Origin of the sequence: Type-D symbiont of Plautia stali (assembly GCF_001485335.1) — a bacterium.
Lineage (GTDB): Bacteria > Pseudomonadota > Gammaproteobacteria > Enterobacterales > Enterobacteriaceae > Pantoea > Pantoea vagans_C.
This window is the reverse complement of record NZ_BBOC01000086.1, coordinates 1-23,365: the sequence shown is the minus strand read 5'-3', so window position 1 is coordinate 23,365 and position 23,365 is coordinate 1. Positions and strand designations below refer to the sequence as shown.

Below are 23,365 nucleotides of genomic sequence, written 5' to 3'. Positions count from 1 at the left end.
TCAGGTTCATCTCAGGCAGAACGGTGAAAAGCGTATAGACCTCTGCACCTTTATTTTTGCGCCGCACCTTACCGCGATGAATGGCAGGTCAGAGGATTACTACACTAACGGATCACTTGGGGCAGCATGGCGAACCATTTTGCGCCGGGCTGGAGTTCGACACCGCAAAGCCTACGAAACGCGCCACACGTTTGCATGCTGGGCATTGAGTGCCGGAGTCAACCCGAATTTTGTCGCTAACCAGATGGGCCACTCTTCAGCACAGATGCTTTATACCGTTTACGGGAAATGGATGACAGAGAATAACCTGGATCAAATGGCGGTTTTGAACGCTGAATTTTCACGAAATGCCCCACCGATGCCCCACTGTAAAACCGCCTGAACGTAAAATACTGTTTTTAAAGTCACTTTCCCCCTCAATCGTTATTCATCTGGATGGCCAAGCTGGGCTCATTTGCCTTCAGCTACTTGCCGGTCATGTTCGCGATTGCTATCCCGCTGGGCATGGCGCGAGAGAATAAAGGCGTGGCCGCCTTCGCCGGTTTTGTCGGTTATGCCGTGCTCAACCTCAGCGTCAACTTCTGGCTGAACATCAATGGCATTTTGCCTACCACTGATGCGGCCGTGCTGAAAGCCAATAACGTACAGAACATTCTCGGTATTCAGTCGATCGACACCGGTATTCTCGGTGCGGTGATTGTGGGTGTGGTGGTGTTTTGGCTGCATGAGCGCTTCCACAACATCCGTCTGCCAGACGCACTGGCCTTCTTTGGCGGCACGCGTTTTGTACCGATTGTGACCACGGTGGTGATGGGCCTGCTGGGCCTGGTGGTGCCATTGATCTGGCCATTCTTTGCCCGTGCGATAACCGGTTTAGGTTGGGTCATTAACAGCGCAGGTGAATTTGGTCCGATGATCTTCGGTACCGGCGAACGTTTACTGCTGCCCTTCGGTCTGCAACATATTCTGGTGGCAATCATCCGTTTCACTGATGCCGGCGGCACCCTGGACGTGTGCGGCAAAAGTGTCAGCGGCGCGTTGACCATATTCCAGGCACAGTTAGCCTGCCCAGAGACCCATGGCTTTGCCGAGAGTGCCACGCGCTTCCTGTCGCAAGGCAAGATGCCAGCCTTCCTCGGTGGATTGCCGGGTGCGGCGCTGGCGATTTATCACTGCGCCCGTCCTGAGAATCGTCATAAAATTAAAGGATTGCTGATCTCTGGCGTGGTGGCCTGCGTGGTCGGTGGCACTACCGAACCGATTGAATTCCTGTTCCTGTTTGTCGCGCCCGTGTTGTACTTAATCCATGCGCTGCTGACTGGTTTAGGTTTTACCGTGATGGCAATCCTCGGCGTGACTATTGGTAATACCGACGGCAACGTCATCGACTTCTTCGTATTCGGCGTGCTGCACGGCCTCTCCACGAAGTGGTATTGGGTGCCGGTGATCGCTGCCGTGTGGTTTGTCGGTTATTACGCGATTTTCCGTTTCGCCATCACTCGCTTCAATATCAAAACCCCTGGCCGAGAAGCAGAAACCAGCAGTGTTGAACAACAGGTGAGTCGTGCTGGCGTGGGGAAATCCGGTTACAACACACCGGCTATTCTGGCGGCACTGGGTGGCATTGAAAACATCACTTCGCTGGATAACTGCCTGACCCGCCTGCGCTTGTCCATCGCGGACATGAGCAAAGTGGATGATGCCGCGTTGAAAGCCAATGGTGCGATTGGCGTGGTCCATCTCAATCAAACCAGTTTGCAAGTGGTGATTGGCCCGCAAGTCCAGTCGGTGAAAGATGAGATGGCACACCTGATGAGCACCTCGGTGGCATGATGGATATGTTTGATTTTAATCGTGTGGTAGATCGCCACGGCAGTTGGTGTACGCAGTGGGATTTTGTTGCTGACCGCTTCGGCGTGGCGGATCTGCTGCCTTTCACCATTTCAGATATGGATTTCGCGACCGCGCCCTGCATTCTTGATGCCCTGCAACAGCGTGTGGCACACGGTGTGTTTGGCTACAGCCGCTGGCAGCATGATGATTTCCTCGCTGCCCTGCAGCACTGGATGCAGCGCCGCTTTAGCACAACCGTCGCCGCCGAGTCACTGGTCTACGGCCCGTCGGTGATCTACATGGTGGCGCAGATGCTGCGCCACTGGACCCAGCCCGGTGACGAAGTGCTGATCCATACGCCAGCTTACGATGCGTTCTACAACACCATCAACGGCAACCAACGCCGCGTGCTGGAACTGCCTCTACAGCGTCAGGGCAACAGCTGGCTCTGTGATATGGCTCAGTTGGAGACATTGCTGGCGCGGCCGCAATGCAAAGTGATGCTGCTGTGCAGCCCACACAATCCTACTGGCAAAGTATGGCAGAAGGCGGAATTGCAGCAGATGTCCTCGCTGTGCGAACGTTACGGTGTGAAGGTGATCAGCGACGAGATCCATATGGATATGGTTCTTGGCTCGGAGCGCCATACGCCGTGGAGCGAGGTGCCGCAGTCCGGATGGGCGTTGTTCACCTCTGCATCTAAGAGCTTCAATATTCCGGCGCTGACCGGGGCCTGGGGCATCATCCCAGATGCCACCGATCGCCAGGCGTGGTTCCACGCGCTCAAACAGCAGGATGGTTTGTCGTCTCCGGCGGTGATGGCCGTCGCTGCTACCATCGCAGCCTATCGTGAGGGTGCGCCCTGGCTCGATGCTCTGCGGGACTACCTGAAGCAGAATATGCAGCATATCGCCCTGCGGCTGAATGGCGCCTTTCCGGATCTCGACTGGCAGCCGCCTGCGGCAACCTATCTGGCATGGATTGACCTTAATCCCCTCGGTATTGATGAGCAGGCCCTGCAACAGCAGTTAATCCATCACTACAAGGTGGCGATCATGCCGGGTTCTACTTACGGCGAAGCCAGCCGAGGGTATTTGCGTCTTAATGCTGGCTGTCCGCGCAGCAAGCTGGATGAGGGTCTGGATCGTTTGCTGGCGGCTTTACACGCCGGTTAATAGCCTGTGGATGCTGATTATTTCAGCATCCCTTTCTCGCTTTGCGCAAATCACTGGCGCTGTTGCGCAAGATGTTTTTATAATGCTCTGCACTTTATGTAACTTTAGCGAGTGCGACATGATTGACCTGAAACTCCCCCTGACTGACATCCACCGCCATCTTGATGGCAACATCCGCGCACAAACTATTCTTGATTTAGGCCGCCAGTTTAATCTTGCTCTTCCTGCTCATACCCTCGACGAACTGCGTCCGCACGTGCAAGTCACCGCCAACGAACCAGATTTGGTCAGCTTCCTGCAAAAACTGGATTGGGGCGTAAAAGTTTTGGGCGATCTCGATGCCTGTCGCCGCATTGCGCTGGAAAACGTCGAAGATGCCGCCCGTGCAGGTATTCACTACGCAGAACTGCGCTTCTCGCCGGGTTATATGGCCATGACCCACAATCTGCCGATTGCCGGTGTGGTTGAAGCCGTCATTGATGGCGTGCGTGCAGGCGCAAAACAGTATGGTGTGGATGTCAATCTGATCGGCATCATGAGCCGCACCTTCGGTGATGAAGCCTGTCTGCGTGAACTGGAAGGTTTACTGGCACACCGTGATGGCATCACGGCGGTGGATCTGGCAGGAGACGAGTTAGGTTTCCCAGGCAGTGAGTTCCTCAGTCATTTCAATCGCGCCCGTGACGCCGGTTTCCGAATTACCGTGCACGCCGGTGAAGCCGCTGGCCCAGAAAGCATCTGGCAGGCCATTCGTGAGCTGGGTGCCGAACGTATCGGCCACGGTGTGAAAGCGATTGAAGATCGTGCGCTGATGGATTTCCTCGCCGAGCAGCGCATTGGCGTGGAGTCATGCCTCACGTCAAACATTCAGACCAGCACCGTTGCCTCGCTGGCCACCCATCCGCTGAAGGCCTTCCTGCAGCATGGCATTCTCGCCACCATCAATACGGATGATCCTGCAGTTCAGGGTGTGGAACTGGCACATGAGTATCAGGTTGCAGCACCGCAGGCGGGGTTAACCGTCGCAGAGATGCGTCAGGCACAGGAAAATGGCGTGACCATTGCCTTCCTGAGTGATGCAGAGAAAGCGGCGCTGCGAGCGCGCGTCGCGGGATAAAAAATAAGGTGCGCATGAATGCGCACCCTACAATAAGGGTCACCCTAAAAGGTGATTATCCCAATCTGCGCATCATAAATTGTAGGGTCACCATTTGTGGTGACCGTTTCAATCAACGCACAGCCTGTATCAGGTTATCCTGTTACTTCAGCGACATCGTCTGGCGCTTCTCGGCAGACTGCAGACCCAGTTCGATCAGCTCCATCACCTGAATGGCCTCTTCAGCCTCGACCGGGTTTGCTCCGGTGCCGGCAATCGCATCACGAATGCCTGCATAGTAGGCTGGATAGTTGCCCGGCAGCGTTAACAGCTCTTTTTCCACCATCACATCGCCTTCCGCCAGTGTCAGTGTGCCGTTGCGCATGTCGTAGCCCCAGTCCTCACGCGGTGGACGTTCGCCCGCTTTCAGACGATCTTCCTGCGGGTCCAGGCCATATTTCACGTAGCTCCCACGCGTGCCGTGCACCACGAAACGCGCTGACTCAGCCGCCACCAACATGCTGGCGTGCAGCACCACGCGGCGGGTAGGATAGGTCAGTACCGCATGGAAGTAGTCGGTGGTTTGTGCGCCTGGGCGCAGCTCGGCCATATCCACATTGATCGCCACCGGTGGACCAAACAGCTGCAGCGCCTGGTCCAGCACATGCGGCCCCAGATCAAACCAGATACCGCTGCCCGGCCCTTTCATCTCACGCCAGCGCTGACGCACTTCAGGACGGAAACGGTCAAAATGGGATTCCAGATAACGCACGTCGCCCAGCGTACCGTCCGCCAGTAAGGTTTTCAGCGTCAGGAAATCGCTGTCCCAACGACGGTTGTGGAATACCGACAGCAGCAGCCCTTTGGCTTTGGCTAACGCGTCCAGTTCACGCGCTTGTGACAACGTCACGGTAAACGGTTTATCGACAACCACATGCTTACCGGCATTGAGCGCTGCTTTTGCCAGCGGGAAGTGGGTATCGTTCGGGGTAGGAATTACAATCAGTTGCAGTGTCGGGTCATCCAGCAACGCTTGCGGATCCGCCACCACCTGCACCGATGGCCAGTCAGCGTGCACTTTGCTGGCATCGCTGCTGGAGATCGCGGCCAGTTCAACACCCGGCGTTCCGGCGATCAAAGGTGCATGGAAGGTTTTACTGGCAAAGCCGTAGCCCATCAGGCCGACACGTAATTTATCGCTCATTCTCATTCCTCTTGTTCGTTACCAGACTGATTTAAGACGAATCAGTCAGTAAGAACAAGGTGGAATCACCTGAAAACTCAGGAGATCGCACTCCGTGCCGATTGCCAGCTCTCCTGAGCCACTAAAGCATCGTGTGCATCCTGGCTACGCCGACGGAAATCACTGGGGCTGACACCCACCCGTTTGCGGAACACGCGAGAGAAATAGAGTTGGTCGTCATAACCCACTTCACGACCGACCGAGGCAATCGGTTCCTGGGTAGTTTGCAGCAGCAACTTGGCGCGGATAACGCGCTGATCCTCGCGCCAGCGCAGCAAGTTGATGCCCATTTGCTCACGGAACAGATGCGCCAGCCGCGAAGGCGATAAACAGACATGCCGTGCCACTTCCTCAATTTTGACTTCACTCGCCAGATGATTGGTGACGTACTGGCAGGCCTCAATCACGCGCGGATCGCGGATTTGCTGATGGCTCCGTGGGTCCTCTTCCACGGCACGCAGCAGCAACCGTTCGAGCAGATTCATTGCCAGTTCTTCCGCAAAGCGACGCCCCGAATTGTGCGTTTGCTCGATACTGGCAAACAGGCGATCGAATTCAGCACGCTGCGCCTCAGACAGGCGCAAACGCCCTACGCCCTGGCTCTCATCCTGCCACTGCAGCCAGTCGGTCCAGTAAGCGCGTGGGCGGAAATAGACCCAGCGATGGAACCAACAAGGGCTGTCCGGGGAACGGCCATAGTAGTGTGGCGTTTTTGGCTGGAACAGCAGCAGGTCACCCGGCTCACAATCAAAAGCCGATTCACCATCAAATACCCGCCCCTGACCTTTGATGGTCAGATTCAGGATGTAGCCCTTCATACCCAGAGGGCGGTCAATAAAGAAATCCAACTGATCGTTGGCATTAATTGGCGTCAGCCCCGCCACCAGCCAGGCGTTGAACGGGTAGCCCGGTAATAAGGGGTTCTGCTGCTCATTTGGCGGTTCACGATGGTACATAGTGCCCTCACTGAAACGTAAATTGCGGGCGGCCTGGAGGCCGCCGCTACAGAATCCAGCATTAGATCGCTTTATTTTTCTGTTTGTAGCGGTCAAAAATCACCGCCGCTAACAGTATCAAACCGCGCACCACATACTGTGAGAACGGCGAGATATTCAATAAATTCATCGCATTCTCAACCGTGCCTAAAATCAGTACCCCGGCCACCACATAGGAAATTTTGCCGATGCCGCCTTTCAGTGATACTCCGCCGAGCACACACGCAGAGATCACAATCAACTCATAGCCCAGCGATGTCATCGGCTGGCCGCTGGTCATACGTGATGCCAGAATAATACCCGCGGCTGCCGACACCAGACCTGACAAAATGAAGATGATGATGCGCGTGCGCACCACCGGCACCCCTGCCAGTCTCGCCGCCTCCTCATTGCCGCCGATCGCCAGCGTATTGCGGCCAAAGGTGGTTTTGTTGAGCAGGAATCCGAAGACAATCATGGTAGCAATGGTGAGCCAAATGGGGGCCGGCACACCCAACCAGTTGGCGTAGCCGAGGGTGAAGAAACGTTCATCTTCAATACCCACCGCTTTACCATCCGAGAAGATGTACGCCAGGCCGCGCACAATCTGCATGGTCGCCAGGGTGGTGATCAACGCATTGATCTTCAGCCGGGCAATCACAAAACCGTTGATAAACCCGGTGGCCATGCCCAGCAGCAAACCCGCTGCCACACCGATCCACAGGCTTTCCGTCATGTTGATCACCACAGCGGTGACCACGCCAGCGCAGGCGATCACGGAAGCGACAGACAAGTCGAAATCGCCGGAAGCGAGGCAGAACAGCATGCCGCACGCCACCATGCCCGACATCGACATTGCCAGCCCCAGCCCTTTCATGTTGATCAGTGAACCAAAATTCGGCACAAAGATGGCGCAGACGATAAACAGCAGCGCGAACACCACCAGCATGCCGAAGTTGTCCCAAATCCGCCCCAGTTGCAGGCCATGGCGCTGCGCGGGTGGCGTGTTGGAAGTGGTAGATGAAGCCATTGTTGCTCTCCTTTACATCAGGCCACGGCGGCCGCTTGAGTGGTTTTCGGCATCGCCAGGCTCAGCGTCAGCTGTTCCGTGGCCGCGTCGTGTGGCAGTTCACCGGCAATTTCGCCTTCGCGCATCACAATGATGCGGTCCGCTAATCCCATCACTTCGGGAAGATCGCTGGAGGCAAACAGCACCGCGATCCCTTTATTGGCCAGCTGATAAATCAGGTTGTAGATTTCGTGTTTAGCGCCGACATCAATACCGCGCGTCGGCTCATCCAGCAGGATCACGTTCATCTCTTCCGACAACCAGCGGCCCAATATCGCCTTCTGCTGGTTGCCACCGGAGAGATTCATGATCAGCTGTTGCGGGCCGGGAGTTTTGATGTTGAGCGAACGGATGTGGATATCGGCGTTTTTCGCTTCCCAACTGGCATTAATCAGGCAACCGGCGGTGAGATTGTGGCGACGCGCACTGATGTTGATGTTGTCTCGCACCGAGTGCACCGGAATGATGCCTTCGGTCTTACGATCTTCCGGGCACAACATGATCCCGGCGCGAATGGCATCAATCGGCTGGCGAATGTTGAGCCGTTTACCATCCAGCATCACCGTACCGCCACGCAATTTGGTGGCGCCAAACAGCCCTTTCATCAATTCGCTGCGTCCGGCACCGACCAGCCCAAACAAACCGACAATTTCACCGGCTCTCACCTGGAGGGAAATCGGCATGCGCACACCCTTCGCTTCGACGTTTTCCAGCTGCAGACGTACCTTGCCGAGCGCGCGGGGTGCGTAGCCGTAGATATCGCCGAGATTGCGCCCGACCATGGCCTGCACCAAATCATCGTGATCGGTATTTTTCATGTCGGTAAACGTGCGCACATAGCGGCCATCTTTGAACACCGTAATGGCATCGCTCAGGGCAAAGATCTCCTCCATACGGTGAGATACGTACAGCACCGTGCGGCCTTGGTCGCGCAGTTGTCGGATCACGCGGAACAGATGTTCAATTTCACGAGCCGAGAGCGAACTGGTCGGCTCATCAAACGCGATAATGCGCGCGTTACGCGCCAGCGCTTTCGCAATCTCCACCATCTGCCACTGCCCCAACGACAGATATTTCAAAGGCATATCCGGATCGATATCCATGCCGAGGTTCTTAAGCTGTAAATCGGCCTCGTAGCGCAGCAGCTTGCGATTAACCAGGCCGCGCTTGTGCGGCAGTTGCCCGAGATAGATGTTCTCCGCGACGCTCATTTCCGGAACCAGATGCAGTTCCTGGTAAATAATCGCCACGCCCGCATCCAACGCCTCAACGGTGTTGTTGAAGGTTTTCACCTCCCCCTTAATACGGATTTCACCCTCGGTGGGCTGATAGCTGCCGCTCAGAATTTTTAACAGCGTCGATTTCCCGGCACCGTTTTCGCCCATCAGCGCGTGCACTTCCCCGGCGCGGCACTGGAAAGAGATGTCCTGCAGCGCTTTCACGCCGGGAAAGGTTTTGCAAATGCCATGAAAAGAGAGAAAAGCGGAATCAGTGCTATTCATGGAAACTCCTGAATCATGCTGGATCTCAGGTGCGCATGAATGCGCACCTTACACATATCGCGTTCGTCATTCGTAAGCTCGCCTTTAACAGCGACCTCAATCGGTTCACATATCGCGTTCATCATTTGCCATTCGTAGGGTCGCCATTAATGGCGACCTCCATCAATTACATCAGCCCTTTCTTCGCCAACTCAGTTTTAAAGTTGTCGCGGGTGATCAGCACTACGTCTGTGACTTCGGTAAATTTCGGTGGCTCTTCACCTTTGGTCACCCAGTTGTAGAGCATCTGGCTGCTCTTATAACCGTGCACATCCGGGCTAGGCAGCAGCGATCCGTAGAAGCCGGTAGGTGCGCCTTTTGACAGTTCACTGACCGCATCCACTCCGTTAATGCCAATACCAATCACGTCAGGGGCTTTAAAGCCTTGACCCTCAGTCGCACGCACGCCGCCCAACACGGTGTTGTCATTCATGCCAACAATCAGCCAGTGTTTGACTTCTGGATGCTGCACCAGCAGTGAGTTACCGGCATCAAACGCCCCGGGAATATCATTCGATTTGGTGGGTACCTGATAGATCTGTTTTTCCGGGAAGCCGGCTGCTTTCAACGCATCCATCGAGCCGCCAGTACGACGACGCGCGGTATCCAGTTCGTTTGCAGTGATCGCCATCACGCCGGTCTCTTTCACATCCCAACCGCGTTTTTGCATCTCTTTATACAGTTCCTGCCCCTGACGCTCGCCAATCTTGGTCGCGGCCATCATCACCAGCGGCACGGTATCCATCGGCTTGCCTTTGGCGGTGACGAACTGGTCATCTACTGCGATGACTTTCAGACCATAACCGCGCGCTTTGGCGGCAATGGCGGAGCCTAACTTAGGATCGGGCGTGCAGATCACGAAACCTTTGGCACCGCTCGCCGCCAGGCTATCGATGGCATTCAGTGTTTTTTCGCCATCAGGAACGGCGATTTTGATCACCTCAAAGCCGAGATCTTTGCCCGCTTTGTCGGCGAATTTCCATTCAGTCTGGAACCAAGGCTCCTCCGGTTGTTTAACGAGGAAACCGAGTTTCATGGTCTCGGCGATAGCGGATTGTGACATAACCGCGGCGAGACCTACCGCCGCCAGCGCTTTAGTGAATTTATGCATGATGCTCTCCGGCACAATGGTGTTTTATCGCTGTTAATAACGAATCGGTGTAAACGCTACCAATCAGATTTCACGTTCGGGTACAGCGCAAAATCAGCGCGTTAGCTCAAGGTTTGTACAAAGGCTGCGCAAACGCTGGGCTAGTTGTAGCGGGAATGGAAAGGAAAAATGTAGAGCGGTATCACATCCCAAAACGATGACAAAATCCTCCATATATTCAGCGAAATTAACCAGTCATTAACTTTTGCTGCCGATCACACATCCTCGTCGATAGCAGAAAAGTGCATGTTCTCAGCCAGCGATGACTAACCGCTTAAACAGCCGCATTCCAGGATAGAGCCAGATAACTCACACAGGAGAATCCCAATGGGTGCTGGCGCCATAACAATTGGGCTGGATTTTGGCAGTGACTCGGTGCGTGCCCTCGCCGTGGAGTGCCACAGTGGTAAAGAGCTGGAAAAAGCCGTGGTGAACTATCCACGCTGGGCGAAGGGTGATTTCTGTGATGCGCACGCCAATCGCTTTCGCCATCATCCACAAGACTACATTGATGCTTTAGAACAGGCGGTGGTCGCGGTGGTGCAAGCGTTATCACCGCAACAGCGTGCAGCCGTGGTCGGTATCGGCGTGGACTCAACGGGTTCCACGCCCGCGCCGATTGATCGCGACGGCCAGGTTCTGGCGTTAAGACCGGAGTTCGCCACCAACCCGAACGCCATGTTCGTGTTGTGGAAAGATCACACCGCTATTGAAGAAGCCGAAGAGATTAACCAGCTGTGCCGTAACGGTCATTTCACTGATTACACCCGCTACATTGGCGGTGTGTACTCATCGGAGTGGTTCTGGGCCAAGATTCTGCACGTGTCACGCAGCGATGCTGCGGTGCGTGACGCGGCAGTGTCTTGGGTGGAACTGTGCGACTGGGTCCCCGCTTTGCTGAGCGGTAACACGGCACCAGCACAGCTACGTCGTGGACGCTGCGCCGCCGGTCACAAATCGCTTTGGCATCCTGAATGGGGTGGCTTACCACCCGCCGATTTTTTCCGCGCCCTCGATCCACTGCTGGTTGAGCAACTCGATTCTCCGCTGTTTACCGATACCTATACCGCCGATGTGCCGGTCGGCACGCTCTCTGCTGAGTGGTCGCAGCGTTTGGGATTATCGCAACAGGTGATCCTGTCTGGCGGCGCATTTGATTGCCACATGGGAGCGGTAGGCGCGGGCGCACAGCCTTATACCTTGGTGAAGGTGATTGGCACTTCCACCTGCGACATCCTGATAGCTGATAGCGAAAAAGTCGGTGACCGCGCGATTAAAGGTATTTGCGGACAGGTAGATGGCAGCGTGATGCCGGGTGCCATCGGCTGCGAAGCGGGCCAGTCCGCATTTGGCGATATCTATGCCTGGTTCAGTCGCCTGCTCGGCTGGCCACTGCAGCAGGCCGTGGCGCGTCATCCCGAATTACAGCCTCAGCTAGCCGCAATGCAACAGGATTTAATCCGCTCATTGACCGAAGCCTGGGCCGCCGACCCGCAGTTAGACCATCTGCCGGTGATTCTTGACTGGTTCAACGGTCGCCGCACCCCAGATGCCAATCAGCGTTTGAAAGGGGTGATCACTGACCTGAATCTGGGTACCGATGCCCCCGCGCTGTTTGGCGGCCTGGTTGCCGCCACCGCCTTTGGCGCACGCGCCATCATGGAGTGTTTCGAACAGCAGCAGATCCCGGTGGAGAGCATCCTGACGCTTGGCGGTATTGCGCGTAAATCCCCCGCCATCATGCAGGCGTGCTGCGATGTGATGAACCGACCCTTGGATATTGTCGCCTCCGATGAGTGCTGCGCTTTAGGTGCGGCCATTTTTGCCGCCGTGGCTGCCGGCGTGCATGCCGATGTACCTGCTGCCCAGCAGGTGATGGCCAGCCCCATTGCGGTGACATTGCAGCCCAACAGCCTGCGCGTGGCGGGCTATCAACAACTTTATCAACGTTATCAAAACTGGTGCCAGGCTGCTGAACCGCAGTACGCCGCATCCGCCAAGTAAGGAGCAGTAAATGGAACAGAACGTTTGGTTTGTGATTGGTACTCAGCACCTCTACGGAGCGGAAACCTTGCGCCAGGTGGAGCAGCACGCCCGCCAGGTAATGGACGGCCTGAATCAGGCAGGTAATTTACCGGTGCCGCTGGTGTTGAAACCGTTGGTGAAATCTCCGGATGAAGCGCTCGCGCTGTGCCGCGAAGCCAATCACAATAATCAATGCGCCGGTATCATTACCTGGTTGCATACTTTCTCTCCCGCCAAGATGTGGATTGGCGGCCTGAGCATCCTGAATAAACCGCTACTGCAATTCCATACCCAGTTCAACGCGGAGATTCCGTGGGACAGTATGGATATGGATTTTATGAACCTCAACCAAACCGCACACGGCGGCCGTGAGTTTGGCTTTATTGGCGCACGTATGGGATTGCAACACAGCGTGGTGACCGGCCACTGGCAGGATAAAACCAGCCAGCAACGCATCGCGCGCTGGATCAACGCCGCACTGGCCAGACAGGCGAGTCAGCAGCTGAAAGTGGCGCGCTTCGGCGACAATATGCGTGAAGTGGCCGTCACCGAAGGCGATAAAGTCGCCGCACAAATTCAGTTCGGTTACTCGGTCAATGGCTGGGGTGTCGGCGATCTGGTCGAGGTGGTGAACAGCGTGAGCGAGGGGGAAGTGAGTGCGCTGATCGACGAATATGAGAGTCAGTATCTGTTCAGTGATGCCGCATCAGTTAATGGCGATAAACGCCAGAACGTATTGGATGCCGCACGCATAGAATTAGGCTTGAAACGTTTCCTCGACGATGAAGGCTGTAAAGCGTTCACTACCAACTTCCAGACTTTGCATGGCATGACACAGTTGCCCGGTTTAGCGGTACAGCGCCTGATGGGGCAAGGTTATGGTTTTGCAGGTGAAGGTGACTGGAAAACCGCCGCGCTGCTGCACATCCTGAAAGTCCAGGCCGGGGACCGTGCCGGTGGTACCTCGTTTATGGAGGATTACACCTACCACTTCTCACCGGGAAACGATCTGGTGTTAGGTTCGCATATGCTGGAAGTGTGTCCGTCGATTGCCAAAGAGACCAAACCGTTGATTGACGTGCAGTTCCTCGGCATCGGCGGCAAAGCTGACCCCGCACGCATGATCTTCTCAACGCCAGCGGGCCGTGCAGTGAATGCCAGTGTGATCGACATGGGCGATCGTTTCCGTCTACTGGTGAATGTGGTCGATGCGATTGAACAGCCAAAACCGCTGCCGAAATTGCCGGTTGCCCGCGCGCTGTGGCGTGCACAACCCTCGCTGGCGACCGCGTCTGAAGCCTGGATTTTGGCGGGCGGTGCCCATCATACGGTGTTTAGTCAGGCCTTAGATCTGGACGATATGTACCTGTACGGCGAGCTGAACGGCATTGAAGTGCTGGTGATCGATGAAGATACACGTTTGCCCGCGTTTAAAGACGCACTGCGCTGGAACGAGGCTTATTACCGACTGGCACGTTGATGTTTTGACTTGATGAACGAAGCCGCGAGAGATTCGCGGCTTTTTATTAGTTAAAACGTGCAGGTCAGTCAACAAAGGCGGGCGTTGCGTAAAGTCGGCGTGAATACATCCCTGTAGCCTCGACCGCCGCATCCCTGCGACGGACGCTTTACTCCACTACCCGCCTTTGTTTCCTTACTGAAAATCTCGTGCGTTTTGCTAAGTCATAAAAACCTGCCAGGAACGTCAACACGATCTCGGGCCACAGCAATAACCATGCTTAAAGCCCCGTAAAGGCCATCCCGAAGAGCAAAGCGTCCGCCGCCGGGATGCGGCGGCCGATCTGCATGGATGCGTGATTCCTTTGCGATCGGGCTGGCCTTTATGGGGCGATGCACGATACCCACAGCAAGCGCGGCAGATGCGCAATTAATTGCGCCACCAAAGTTGGAGAGAATACTGATGCCATCGCGGACTACAGCAATAACCATGCTTAAAGCCCCGTAAAGGCCAGCCCGAAGAGCAAAGCGTCCGCCGCCGGGATGCGGCGGTCGATCTGCATGGATGCGAGATTCCTTTGCGATCGGGCTGGCCTTTATGGGGCCGGGCACGATACCCGCAGCAACCCCAGCCAAACCCAGCCACAAGTGCGCATAAATGCGCACCCTACGAGGCCATACACCTATGACGTCAGACGTTTAACCGGTGCATTCTTCTGGCGATCCCACATCACGGTCAGCAAACGCTGCAACGCGATAAAGGCAAACAGCAGAATACCGATGGCAATCTTCGTCCACCACGAACTCAGCGTCCCGTCGAAGTTAATCCAGGTCTGAATCAACCCCTGAATCAACACCCCAAACAGCGTGCCGAGCACCGTACCGACACCACCCGAAAGAAGCGTACCGCCGATCACCACTGAGGCAATCGCATCCAACTCCACGCCCAAACCCGCCAGCGCATAACCTGCGGAGGTATAAATTGAAAACACAATCCCCGCTAAAGTCGCCAGTGTCGTCGAAAGCATATAAATCTTAATGGTGGTCGCTCGGGTGGACACCCCCATCAACTGTGCGGACGTCAAATTACCGCCGATGGCATAAACCTGATTACCAAAACGGGTGCGATGCGCGAGGATAATTCCCCCCACCACGACCACCAGCATAATCACCGCCAACAGACTCAGCCTTCCACCGCCGGGTATCTTCCACGCCAGACTCGACAACGTGGTATACAGCGGATGATCGATAGGAATCGAGTTCTCCGACACCAGATAACTACAGCCGCGCAGGAAAAACATCCCGGCCAGGGTAATAATAAAAGCCGGGATCTTCAGGGCATCAATCAGCCAGCCCATCATGGCGCCAAACAGTGCGCCCATCGCTAACACAATGGCGAACGCCAGAACCGGATCGACATGGTAATCGCCAATAATCCGCGCCAGAAACACTCCGCTAAAGGCGATAACAGCGCCGACGGACAAATCAATCCCGCCGGACAAAATCACAAAGGTCATCCCCACTGCGATAATGCCCAAGAACGCATTATCAGTCAGGATATTGCAAATCACGCGCGTCGATGCAAAGCCAGGAAACTGACTCAGACAAAACAAATAACCGGCGACAAACACCAGCAGCGTAATCATCAAAGGCAGATGGCGTTTGATCATTTTGGACGTCTCCCTTTCAGCATCGCGATAAAGCGCGGTGATTGCAGCAACAGCACGCACATCACCACCACGGCTTTCACCACCTGATTCAACTCAGGCGGAAAACCTGACAGCAAGATGCCGGTATTCATCGACTGAATAATCAACGCACCAATCAACGACAACACCAGATTAAAGCGCCCACCCATCAGCGATGCGCCGCCAATCACCACGGCCAGAATGGCATCCAGCTCCAGCCACAGACCAGCGTTATTGGCATCCGCACCGCGAATATCTGCCGCCACAATCAATCCCGCCACGGCGGCACACACGCCGCTAATCGCATAGGTTGACATCACCACCAGCCAGCCGGTCACCCCTGCATTGCGCGCAGCGCGTAAGTTAATCCCCACCGCTTCAATAAACAGGCCAAGTGCGGTTTTGCGCGTCAGCAACCACACCAGCAATGCCACCAGCAAGGTAATCCATACTGGCACCGGCATCAGCCACAGCGAACCGCTACCAAACCAGCCCAGGCTATCACTGTTAAAGGTCACAATTTGCCCTTGGGTAATCAGCTGCGCGATACCACGCCCCGCCACCATCAAAATCAACGTGGCGACAAAGGGTTGAATCTTCAGCAGCGCCACCAAAACCCCATTCCACAAACCGCAGGCCAGCCCAGTTCCCAGCGTAGCAAGGATAATAAAAATCAGGCTGTGCCCTGCTACGGTGAGCGTGGCGGCGGTTGCGCCGGCGATTGCCATCACCGCACCGACTGACAAATCGATGCCGCCAGTCGCGATCACCAACGTCATACCAATGGCCAAAAGCGCAACCGGTGCCGCGCGATTGAGGATATCGATCGGACTACCGAATAAACGGCCCTCCTGCACATGGATGGCAAAAAAATTGTTCGCCACCAGGCTATCCACCAGCAGCACCAAAATCAGTGCGGCAATCTGTGGCATGCCAGGCGGCAATTTCGGCTTACGCCGTTCGGGTTTAGGCTGTGTCATAGGCGATTCAAGCATGTTGTGCTCCTCCGTCAGCGATGGCATTAACGATCGACGCCACCGACAGCTGCTCCAGCGGGATTTCGGCCACTTGCTTCAGATCGCGCATGATCAACACACGATCGGCGTAGCCCACCAGTTCTTCCAGTTCAGAGGAAATAACTAACAGCGCCAGTCCATCGGCGCACAGGGATTCAATTAAGCGAATAATCTCGGCGTGCGCTCCCACATCGATACCGCGTGTAGGTTCGTCGAGGATCAAAAATTGTGGCTTGGTCACCAGCCAGCGTGACAGCAACACCTTCTGCTGATTCCCCCCCGACAGCAGCTCTACCGGCTGATCGGCGTGCGGCGTGCGGATACCGAGACTTTTAATAAAACGTTCGGCTATCGCCTGTTGTTCACGGCGCTTGATCGGTCGCAGCCAGCCGCGCTGAGCCTGCAACGCCAGAATGATATTCTCGCGCACGCTGGCCGCACCGATAATGCCGTCGGTTTTGCGATCTTCCGGGCAAAAGCCCATGCCAAGATGCGAAGCTTTCGCCGGGGTGCGAATGTGCTGCACTTTCCCTTTGATTTTTGCCGTACCGCGATCGGCACGACGAATACCGAACAGCACTTCAGCGGTTTCAGTTCGACCCGAACCGAGTAATCCGGCCAAACCGACCACTTCACCCGGTCGAACCTGCAAGTTAAACGGCTCGATGGTGCCCTTCTTGCCGTAATCTTCAAATTCCACCACCGGTTGATTGCTGCGCAGAGTACTGCCCTGTCGCTGCAATGCGGTTTCCAGCAGTTCGCGGCCCAGCATCAGTTTGATCAGATCAATTTGCGGCAGCGATGCCGTCTCGCGCGTCGCGATAAACTGACCATTGCGCAGCACCGTGATACGGTCGGTAATGCGATACACCTGGTCTAAAAAGTGCGTAACAAAAATCAGGCTCATCCCTTTGGCTCTTAACTGCGCCATCAGAGTAAAAAGCATCTCCACTTCACTGGCATCGAGGCTGGCGGTAGGTTCATCGAGAATCAACACCTGTGCCGACAGATCCACCGCGCGACAAATCGCAATAATTTGCTGCATCGCCACCGAGTAATGCCCCAGCGGACGTGTCACATCCAGTGCAAAGCCGTAATTACGCATCAGTGCATCGGCATCGCGCACCATTCGCTTGCGATCAATCATGCCGAATCGGCGTGGCTCACGGCCAATATAGAGATTGTCTGCCACCGACATGTTCGGCAGCAGGTTCACTTCTTGATACACGGTGCCAATGCCCATCTGCTGAGCTTCGGCCGTGTTGTGCGGGGAAATGGTTTTGCCATTCAGTGTAATGGTGCCAGCATCACGGGTGTAAACACCGGTCAATACTTTAATCAGTGTGGATTTTCCCGCACCGTTTTCACCCAGCAGCGCCATGATCTCGCCTTTGCGAATACTGAACGAAACATTATCCAGCGCTTTAACACCGGGAAAACCTTTGCTGATGCCTTGCAGCGTCAGGAGTGCGGATTCATCGGAGGTGCTCATCAGGTTCTACCTCGCCTTACGTCATGAAAAACCGCCCCGAAGGGCGGCTGCGGGGATCAGTAACCCATGCCTTTTTTGGTATCGAGCTGGGCCTGCGCAGAATCTGGCAGATACAGTTTCGATTCGGTCTTGATGATTTTTGGCGGCAAGGTGCCGTCTTTCTTGAATTTCTCCAGCGCGTCAAAGGCCGGACCGGCCATATTTGGCGTCAATTCAACGTTGGCATTGGCTTCTCCTGCCAGCATCGCTTTGTAGATATCTGGCACGCCATCGATTGAACCGGTCAGGATATCCTTGCCGGGTTTCAGGCCAGCTTCTTTGATCGCCTGAATCGCGCCGATTGCCATGTCATCGTTGTGGGCGTAAACCATGCAAATGTTCTTGCCGTTGTTCTCCGCCTTGATGAAGCTCTCCATGACTTCTTTACCCTTACTGCGGGTAAAGTCGCCAGACTGAGAGCGGATCACCTTAATGTTATTGTGGCCCGCGATGGCCTCCGCAAAGCCTTTCTTACGATCGATCGCGACGCTGGCACCCACCGTGCCCTGCAACTCAACCACGTTACACTGCTTATCACCCACCGTTTTAACCAGCCAGTCACCAATCAACTTGCCTTCCAGCACGTTATCCGCCGTCACCACGGCCATATAAAGTGACTTGTCTTTCACCACGATGGCGCGGTCTAACAGGAACACCGGAATCTTCGCGTCTTTCGCTTCTTCCAATACCGGTTCCCAGCCCGTTTGCACCACCGGCGCGATAAAGATCGCATCAACGCCCTGTGCAATGAATGAACGCACCGCTTTGATTTGGTTTTCCTGCTTCTGTTGACCATCGGCGATTTTCAAAGTGATACCGCGCTTTTGCGCTTCACTTTTCGCCACGTTGGTTTCTGCTGATCGCCAGCCAGATTCCGAGCCAACCTGTGAGAAGCCCACCGTCATATCTGCAGCCAGTACAGATGCGCTGAGTGCTGAACTCACCATGGCGGTCAAGAGTAAACGTTTCCACATAATTTCATTCCTCTGAAGGGAGTGTGCTGTAGGGGTACAAAACGCGGATTAAGCCTGGCGCAAAAGGAAATAAACAAGCGCGACATGCCTCACAAATTAGAATGAATTAAAGGAGTTACGGAATTAGCCCCGTCAGAAGTCGTACCAGCTTTATGGACATTTCACCTGTGATTTATTTCAACTGCTGTTAAATAAAGGTAATAAACAGAATCGGTTATGTGCACAACAACTGGAAGCGATTACAGCTGCTACGTAAAGAATGGTTATGCGCTGTAGACGTGAGCAATGATCAGAATTGTGACTATTCGCACACTATGTGATCGGTGGTTTCAAGAGCCGTGCATTAACTTGCAAACCAACTGGTAATAAATCAGCTAATTATGCGTAGCCTGATAAAGAAATAAGCCATTTAACGGGCTAAAACAGGCAGAGAGAGACGAGATTTTGAGGGTGTGAGATTTTATCACGCCCCCCGAATATCAAGGGGCAATTTGCCTTAGATACAGTAAGAAATGGGCGTAAAAAAACAAGAAAGGGAGAAAAAATGCCTTTTGATAAACAAATTAGCTCGCCTTGTCTGATTTTTGAATTTTTTTAACGCTGACATATGGACTCTGGCCGTGTGCTCCCTATACTTGGGCACTTCCCAGTACTTTATTTTTTAAATGGCAATCATGACTGCGCTCGATTACCTGCTGAAATTCCGTAAAGTGAATAATCTCGATAGTCTGGAAAAGCTCTATGACCATCTCAATTATTCGCTGACCGATGATAATGACATCATCAATATGTATCGTGCCGCCGACCATCGCCGTGCTGAACTTGTTTCCGGCGGTCGCCTCTTCGATTTAGGCTGCGTGCCAAAATCTGTCTGGCGCTATGTAATGTAATTGGATTTTCCTGCCTTTTTCTGCACTATTGCGTTGTCCATGTCGGGCGTGCCCCGTTTGGACATAATACGCCTTCTCTTATTCGTTACAGGATCTGCAAGATGACCGAACCGGTGAACCCGCCGCGCATCGCTGGTTGGCTATTACTGCCGCTGGCTTGGCTGATAATGACCATGTTGACCAGTGCTCTGGTGGTGGCGATGTATCTTAGCCCACTGTTCAACACCGAATTACGCGAAACCCTGTTTTCTCACGGTGGTCTGCTATTGACCCAATGGTCGATTTCCCTGCTCACGGCTGGGCTGGTGTGGGGTTACAGTATTTGGGTGTGCTGGATTTTTTGTAAACGTTCGCGCCGCTTACCGCGTCATTACATTCTCTGGCTGCTGCTGACGGTGTTGTTAGCACTCAAAACCTTTGCCTTTACCCCAGTGCCCGATGGCAAAGCGATTCAGACCCTGCTGCTGTCGTTGCTGGCCGCCGCGGTGTTTGTTCCCTATCTCAAGCGCTCACAGCGCGTGAAACAGACGTTTATCCAGCCATAATGGTGCGAGTTTCGTCAGGAATTTAATTCTGAGTGCTCTCAACTGCCGCACTTTTTGTGTAGAGGTTGAGATGCACCTCTCAATTCCGGATAATAGTCGCCTTTCGGCTTCCCAGGTTAAAAAATGACCGATTACTTACTTCTCTTTATTGGCACCGTGCTGGTGAACAACTTCGTGTTGGTCAAATTCCTCGGCCTATGCCCGTTTATGGGCGTGTCAAAAAAACTGGAAACGGCCATTGGCATGGGACTTGCCACCACTTTCGTGATCACCCTGGCAGCGATCTGCGCCTGGCTGGTGAACCACCTGATCCTGGTCCCGCTTGACCTGGTTTACCTGCGCACCCTGGCCTATATCCTGGTGATCGCGGTTGTCGTTCAGTTCACCGAAATGGTGGTGCGCAAAACCAGCCCGTCACTGTACCGCTTGTTGGGCATCTTCCTGCCACTGATCACCACCAACTGCGCGGTATTAGGCGTGCCATTGTTGAGCGTTAATCTCAACCATACCTTCCTGCAAGCGGCGATCTATGGCTTTAGCGCCTCACTGGGCTTCTCGCTGGTGATGGTGCTGTTCGCCGGTATGCGTGAACGTCTGGTGCTGGCCAACGTGCCCGCGCCATTTAAAGGTAACTCTATTGCGCTGATCACCGCAGGCTTGATGGCGCTGGCCTTTATGGGCTTTACCGGTCTGGTGAAATTCTAATGACCGCGATTTGGATTGCTATTGTGGCATTAGCTGCGTTGGGCCTGGTATTCGGTGCCCTGCTTGGCTATGCCTCGCGTCGATTTGAAGTGGAAGAAGATCCGATCGTAGAACAGATCGACAGTATTCTGCCGCAAAGCCAGTGTGGCCAGTGCGGTTATCCGGGCTGTCGTCCGTATGCAGACGCCGTCGGCAACAACGGTGAAGCCATCAACAAGTGTGCGCCAGGCGGCGAGCAAACCATGCTTAAACTGGCTGCGCTGCTCAACGTCGAACCGCAACCGCTGGATGGTGGCGAAGAGGTGCAGGAGCCGATCCGCACCGTGGCGTGGATTGATGAAGCTAACTGCATCGGCTGTACCAAATGTATTCAGGCTTGCCCGGTTGATGCGATTGTCGGCGCCACGCGCGCCATGCACACCGTGTTGAGCGACGTTTGCACCGGATGCGATCTGTGCGTTGCCCCCTGCCCGACCGACTGCATTGAGATGCGTCCGGTTGCCACTACCACGGCCAACTGGAAGTGGAATCTCGACACCATTCCTGTACGGGTGATTCCGGTAGAAACTCATGCTTAATTTGTTAAACCTGTTCCGCAAAGAGAAACTGTGGGATTTTCAGGGCGGTATTCATCCGCCGGAAATGAAGACGCAGTCAAACGGTACGCCGCTGAGTCAGCTGCCGCTGCCTGAACAATTTATCATTCCGCTCAAGCAGCACATTGGCCATGAAGGCGAGATTTGTGTTTCTCCGGGCGAGCACGTGCTGCGTGGCCAGCCGCTGACCTTCGGCGGTGGACGGATGTTGCCGGTGCATGCTCCCACCTCCGGCACCATCGAAGCTATTGCGCCCCATATGACCGCACACCCTTCGGGTCTTTCGGAACTGTGCATTTTCCTGCGTGCCGATGGCGAAGATCGCTGGACTACGCTCGATCCGCAACCTGACTTCCGCGCCCTGCCGCGTGAAGAGGTGGTGAAGCGCATCCACGATGCGGGTATCGCGGGTTTAGGCGGCGCGGGTTTCCCTACGGCGACTAAATTGCGTGGTGGTCTGCGTGGTGTGAAGACGCTGATTATCAACGCGGCCGAGTGCGAACCCTACATCACCGCGGATGACCGCTTAATGCAGGATTGCGCAGCGGAAGTGCTGGAAGGCTGTCGCATTCTCACCTGGGTTTTACAGGCGGAGCGGGTGTTAATTGGCATTGAAGATAATAAACCTGAAGCCATTGCTGCACTGAAGCAGGCGTTGGGTGGCGATCGCGAGTTGCAACTACGCGTGATCCCAACCAAATACCCTTCTGGCGGTGCCAAGCAGTTGACGCAGATTCTTACCGGCCGGGAAGTGCCACACGGCGGGCGCTCCACGGATATCGGCGTGCTAATGCAAAACGTCGGTACCGCCTGGGCGGTCAAACGCGCCATTGTTGATGGCGAGCCGATCACCGAGCGCGTTGTGACGCTGACCGGTGAAGCGATTACCCAGCCGCGTAACGTCTGGGGTCGTTTAGGCACGCCCGTCAGCCATCTGCTGCATCATGTCGGTTTCACCCCCAGCGAGCGTCAGATGGTGATTATGGGCGGTCCGTTAATGGGCTTTACCTTGCCATCACTGAATGTTCCGTTGGTTAAGATTTCGAACTGTATTCTGGCCCCCTCGACCAGTGAGATGGGCAATAACGAAGAAGAGCAGTCCTGTATTCGTTGCAGCGCGTGTGCCGATGCGTGCCCAGCCAAATTGCTTCCGCAGCAGCTGTTCTGGTATAGCCAGGGCGGCGATCACGATAAAGCACGCGCGCATAATATTGATGACTGCATCGAGTGCGGAGCCTGCGCGTATGTCTGCCCGAGCAATATTCCACTGGTGCAGTACTATCGCCAGGAGAAGGCGGAATTGCGCGCCATCGATCTTGAGGCGAAACGCACTGCGGAAGCCAAAGCCCGTTTTGAAGCACGTCAGGCGCGTTTAGAGCGTGAAAAACTGGCACGTGAAGCCCGTCATGAGCAAGCTAAACAGCGCGTTGCCCGCACTGACCAGGGTGAACTCGATGCGGCAGTGGAACGTGTGAAAGCGCGTCAGGCCAAAACCCCAGAGCAGGAGGCTGCCGAGCGCGAAGCACGTCATGCGCAGGCACTGGCTCAGCAAGCAGAAAAACAGGCCGAAACTCAGGCACTGAGCCGCCAGTCAGGCGACCCGCGTAAGGCAGCCGTTGAAGCGGCGATTGCCCGTGCTAAAGCTAAAAAGGCGTCTGCGCCGGAGCAACCTACTGAGGCACCTGCTGCTGAAGGTGATCCGCGTAAAGCCGCTGTCGAAGCGGCCATTGCACGTGCGAAAGCCAAGAAAGCGGCTGCCGCCGCTGAACAACCGGCTGATGCACCTGCTGCTGACATCGATCCGCGTAAAGCAGCTATCGAAGCGGCGATTGCACGTGCGAAAGCCAAGAAGGCAG

Annotated in this window: 20 protein-coding genes and 1 pseudogene; 11 read left to right on the top strand and 10 right to left on the bottom strand. The window is 55.0% G+C overall.

The features are described from left to right. The 4 genes and pseudogenes from PSSD_RS26770 to add all read left to right on the top strand — a co-directional run. A partial coding sequence (locus tag PSSD_RS26770) for a tyrosine-type recombinase/integrase (protein WP_153011481.1) occupies positions 1-382 on the top strand: 382 nt, incomplete at its 5' end. A 35-nt stretch (positions 383-417) separates the two neighbouring features. Continuing rightward, positions 418-1,833 (top strand): annotated as a pseudogene (gene malX, locus PSSD_RS21410) (maltose/glucose-specific PTS transporter subunit IIBC); the annotation flags it as partial. A 5-nt stretch (positions 1,834-1,838) separates the two neighbouring features. Further along, positions 1,839-3,008: a MalY/PatB family protein gene (locus tag PSSD_RS21405; RefSeq protein ID WP_201023842.1), complete on the top strand. Its 1,170-nt coding sequence runs from the start codon at positions 1,839-1,841 to the stop codon at positions 3,006-3,008. A 118-nt stretch (positions 3,009-3,126) separates the two neighbouring features. Further along, complete coding sequence (gene add / locus PSSD_RS21400; RefSeq protein ID WP_058973616.1) at positions 3,127-4,125, top strand: adenosine deaminase; 999 nt, start codon at positions 3,127-3,129, stop codon at positions 4,123-4,125. A 142-nt stretch (positions 4,126-4,267) separates the two neighbouring features. Here add and PSSD_RS21395 read toward each other — a convergent pair whose 3' ends face one another. The 5 genes from PSSD_RS21395 to PSSD_RS21375 all read right to left on the bottom strand — a co-directional run bounded on the left by PSSD_RS21395 (position 4,268) and on the right by PSSD_RS21375 (position 10,042). Continuing rightward, the gene (locus PSSD_RS21395) at positions 4,268-5,308 is read right to left on the bottom strand and encodes an oxidoreductase (protein ID WP_039330997.1); all 1,041 of its coding nucleotides are present in this window, start codon (positions 5,306-5,308) and stop codon (positions 4,268-4,270) included. A 77-nt stretch (positions 5,309-5,385) separates the two neighbouring features. Continuing rightward, positions 5,386-6,303: an arabinose operon transcriptional regulator AraC gene (araC, locus tag PSSD_RS21390; RefSeq protein ID WP_039330998.1), complete on the bottom strand. Its 918-nt coding sequence runs from the start codon at positions 6,301-6,303 to the stop codon at positions 5,386-5,388. A gap of 61 nt (positions 6,304-6,364) precedes the next feature. Continuing rightward, complete coding sequence (gene araH / locus PSSD_RS21385) at positions 6,365-7,351, bottom strand: L-arabinose ABC transporter permease AraH (protein ID WP_039330999.1); 987 nt, start codon at positions 7,349-7,351, stop codon at positions 6,365-6,367. A gap of 17 nt (positions 7,352-7,368) precedes the next feature. Beyond that, a complete protein-coding gene (gene araG / locus PSSD_RS21380) occupies positions 7,369-8,892 on the bottom strand; it encodes an L-arabinose ABC transporter ATP-binding protein AraG (protein WP_058973614.1) in 1,524 nt (507 codons plus the stop codon). A 166-nt stretch (positions 8,893-9,058) separates the two neighbouring features. Next, positions 9,059-10,042 (bottom strand): arabinose ABC transporter substrate-binding protein, encoded by a 984-nt coding sequence (locus tag PSSD_RS21375; RefSeq protein WP_039331001.1) that lies wholly within the window; start codon positions 10,040-10,042, stop codon positions 9,059-9,061. A 366-nt stretch (positions 10,043-10,408) separates the two neighbouring features. Between PSSD_RS21375 and PSSD_RS21370 the strand changes: the two genes are divergently transcribed. Next, on the top strand, positions 10,409-12,085 hold the full coding sequence (locus PSSD_RS21370; RefSeq protein ID WP_058973613.1) for a ribulokinase: 1,677 nt from the start codon (positions 10,409-10,411) through the stop codon (positions 12,083-12,085). A 10-nt stretch (positions 12,086-12,095) separates the two neighbouring features. Next, positions 12,096-13,586, top strand: a complete 1,491-nt coding sequence (gene araA / locus PSSD_RS21365) for an L-arabinose isomerase (RefSeq protein ID WP_058973612.1) — start codon at positions 12,096-12,098, stop codon at positions 13,584-13,586. A gap of 203 nt (positions 13,587-13,789) precedes the next feature. Here the strand turns inward: araA and PSSD_RS27530 are convergent, their stop codons facing one another. The 5 genes from PSSD_RS27530 to ytfQ all read right to left on the bottom strand — a co-directional run bounded on the left by PSSD_RS27530 (position 13,790) and on the right by ytfQ (position 18,773). Next, positions 13,790-14,056 (bottom strand): hypothetical protein, encoded by a 267-nt coding sequence (locus tag PSSD_RS27530; RefSeq protein ID WP_153011480.1) that lies wholly within the window; start codon positions 14,054-14,056, stop codon positions 13,790-13,792. Between the two features lie 191 nt (positions 14,057-14,247). Continuing rightward, positions 14,248-15,234 carry a galactofuranose ABC transporter, permease protein YjfF gene (gene yjfF, locus PSSD_RS21355; protein WP_039331005.1) on the bottom strand — a complete coding sequence of 329 codons (987 nt, stop codon included), beginning with the start codon at positions 15,232-15,234 and terminating at the stop codon, positions 14,248-14,250. Then, positions 15,231-16,247: a galactofuranose ABC transporter, ATP-binding protein YtfT gene (ytfT, locus tag PSSD_RS21350; protein WP_058973610.1), complete on the bottom strand. Its 1,017-nt coding sequence runs from the start codon at positions 16,245-16,247 to the stop codon at positions 15,231-15,233. Before ytfT ends, yjfF begins: the two co-directional genes overlap by 4 nt. After that, the gene (gene ytfR, locus PSSD_RS21345) at positions 16,240-17,760 is read right to left on the bottom strand and encodes a galactofuranose ABC transporter, ATP-binding protein YtfR (protein ID WP_058973609.1); all 1,521 of its coding nucleotides are present in this window, start codon (positions 17,758-17,760) and stop codon (positions 16,240-16,242) included. Before ytfR ends, ytfT begins: the two co-directional genes overlap by 8 nt. A gap of 56 nt (positions 17,761-17,816) precedes the next feature. Continuing rightward, on the bottom strand, positions 17,817-18,773 hold the full coding sequence (gene ytfQ / locus PSSD_RS21340) for a galactofuranose ABC transporter, galactofuranose-binding protein YtfQ (protein WP_039331008.1): 957 nt from the start codon (positions 18,771-18,773) through the stop codon (positions 17,817-17,819). A gap of 674 nt (positions 18,774-19,447) precedes the next feature. Between ytfQ and ydgT the strand changes: the two genes are divergently transcribed. The 5 genes from ydgT to rsxC form a co-directional block, all read left to right on the top strand. Then, positions 19,448-19,663: a transcription modulator YdgT gene (gene ydgT, locus PSSD_RS21335; protein ID WP_039331009.1), complete on the top strand. Its 216-nt coding sequence runs from the start codon at positions 19,448-19,450 to the stop codon at positions 19,661-19,663. 101 nt (positions 19,664-19,764) lie between these two features. Further along, positions 19,765-20,208: a DUF2569 domain-containing protein gene (locus PSSD_RS21330; RefSeq protein WP_058973608.1), complete on the top strand. Its 444-nt coding sequence runs from the start codon at positions 19,765-19,767 to the stop codon at positions 20,206-20,208. Between the two features lie 123 nt (positions 20,209-20,331). After that, positions 20,332-20,913 (top strand): electron transport complex subunit RsxA, encoded by a 582-nt coding sequence (gene rsxA / locus PSSD_RS21325; RefSeq protein WP_039331012.1) that lies wholly within the window; start codon positions 20,332-20,334, stop codon positions 20,911-20,913. Beyond that, positions 20,913-21,491, top strand: coding sequence for an electron transport complex subunit RsxB (gene rsxB / locus PSSD_RS21320; RefSeq protein ID WP_039331013.1), 579 nt, complete (start codon positions 20,913-20,915; stop codon positions 21,489-21,491). Before rsxA ends, rsxB begins: the two co-directional genes overlap by 1 nt. Then, positions 21,484-23,365, top strand: a 1,882-nt coding sequence (gene rsxC / locus PSSD_RS21315; protein WP_058973607.1) for an electron transport complex subunit RsxC, incomplete at its 3' end; no start/stop codon positions are given. The genes rsxB and rsxC, both read left to right, overlap by 8 nt.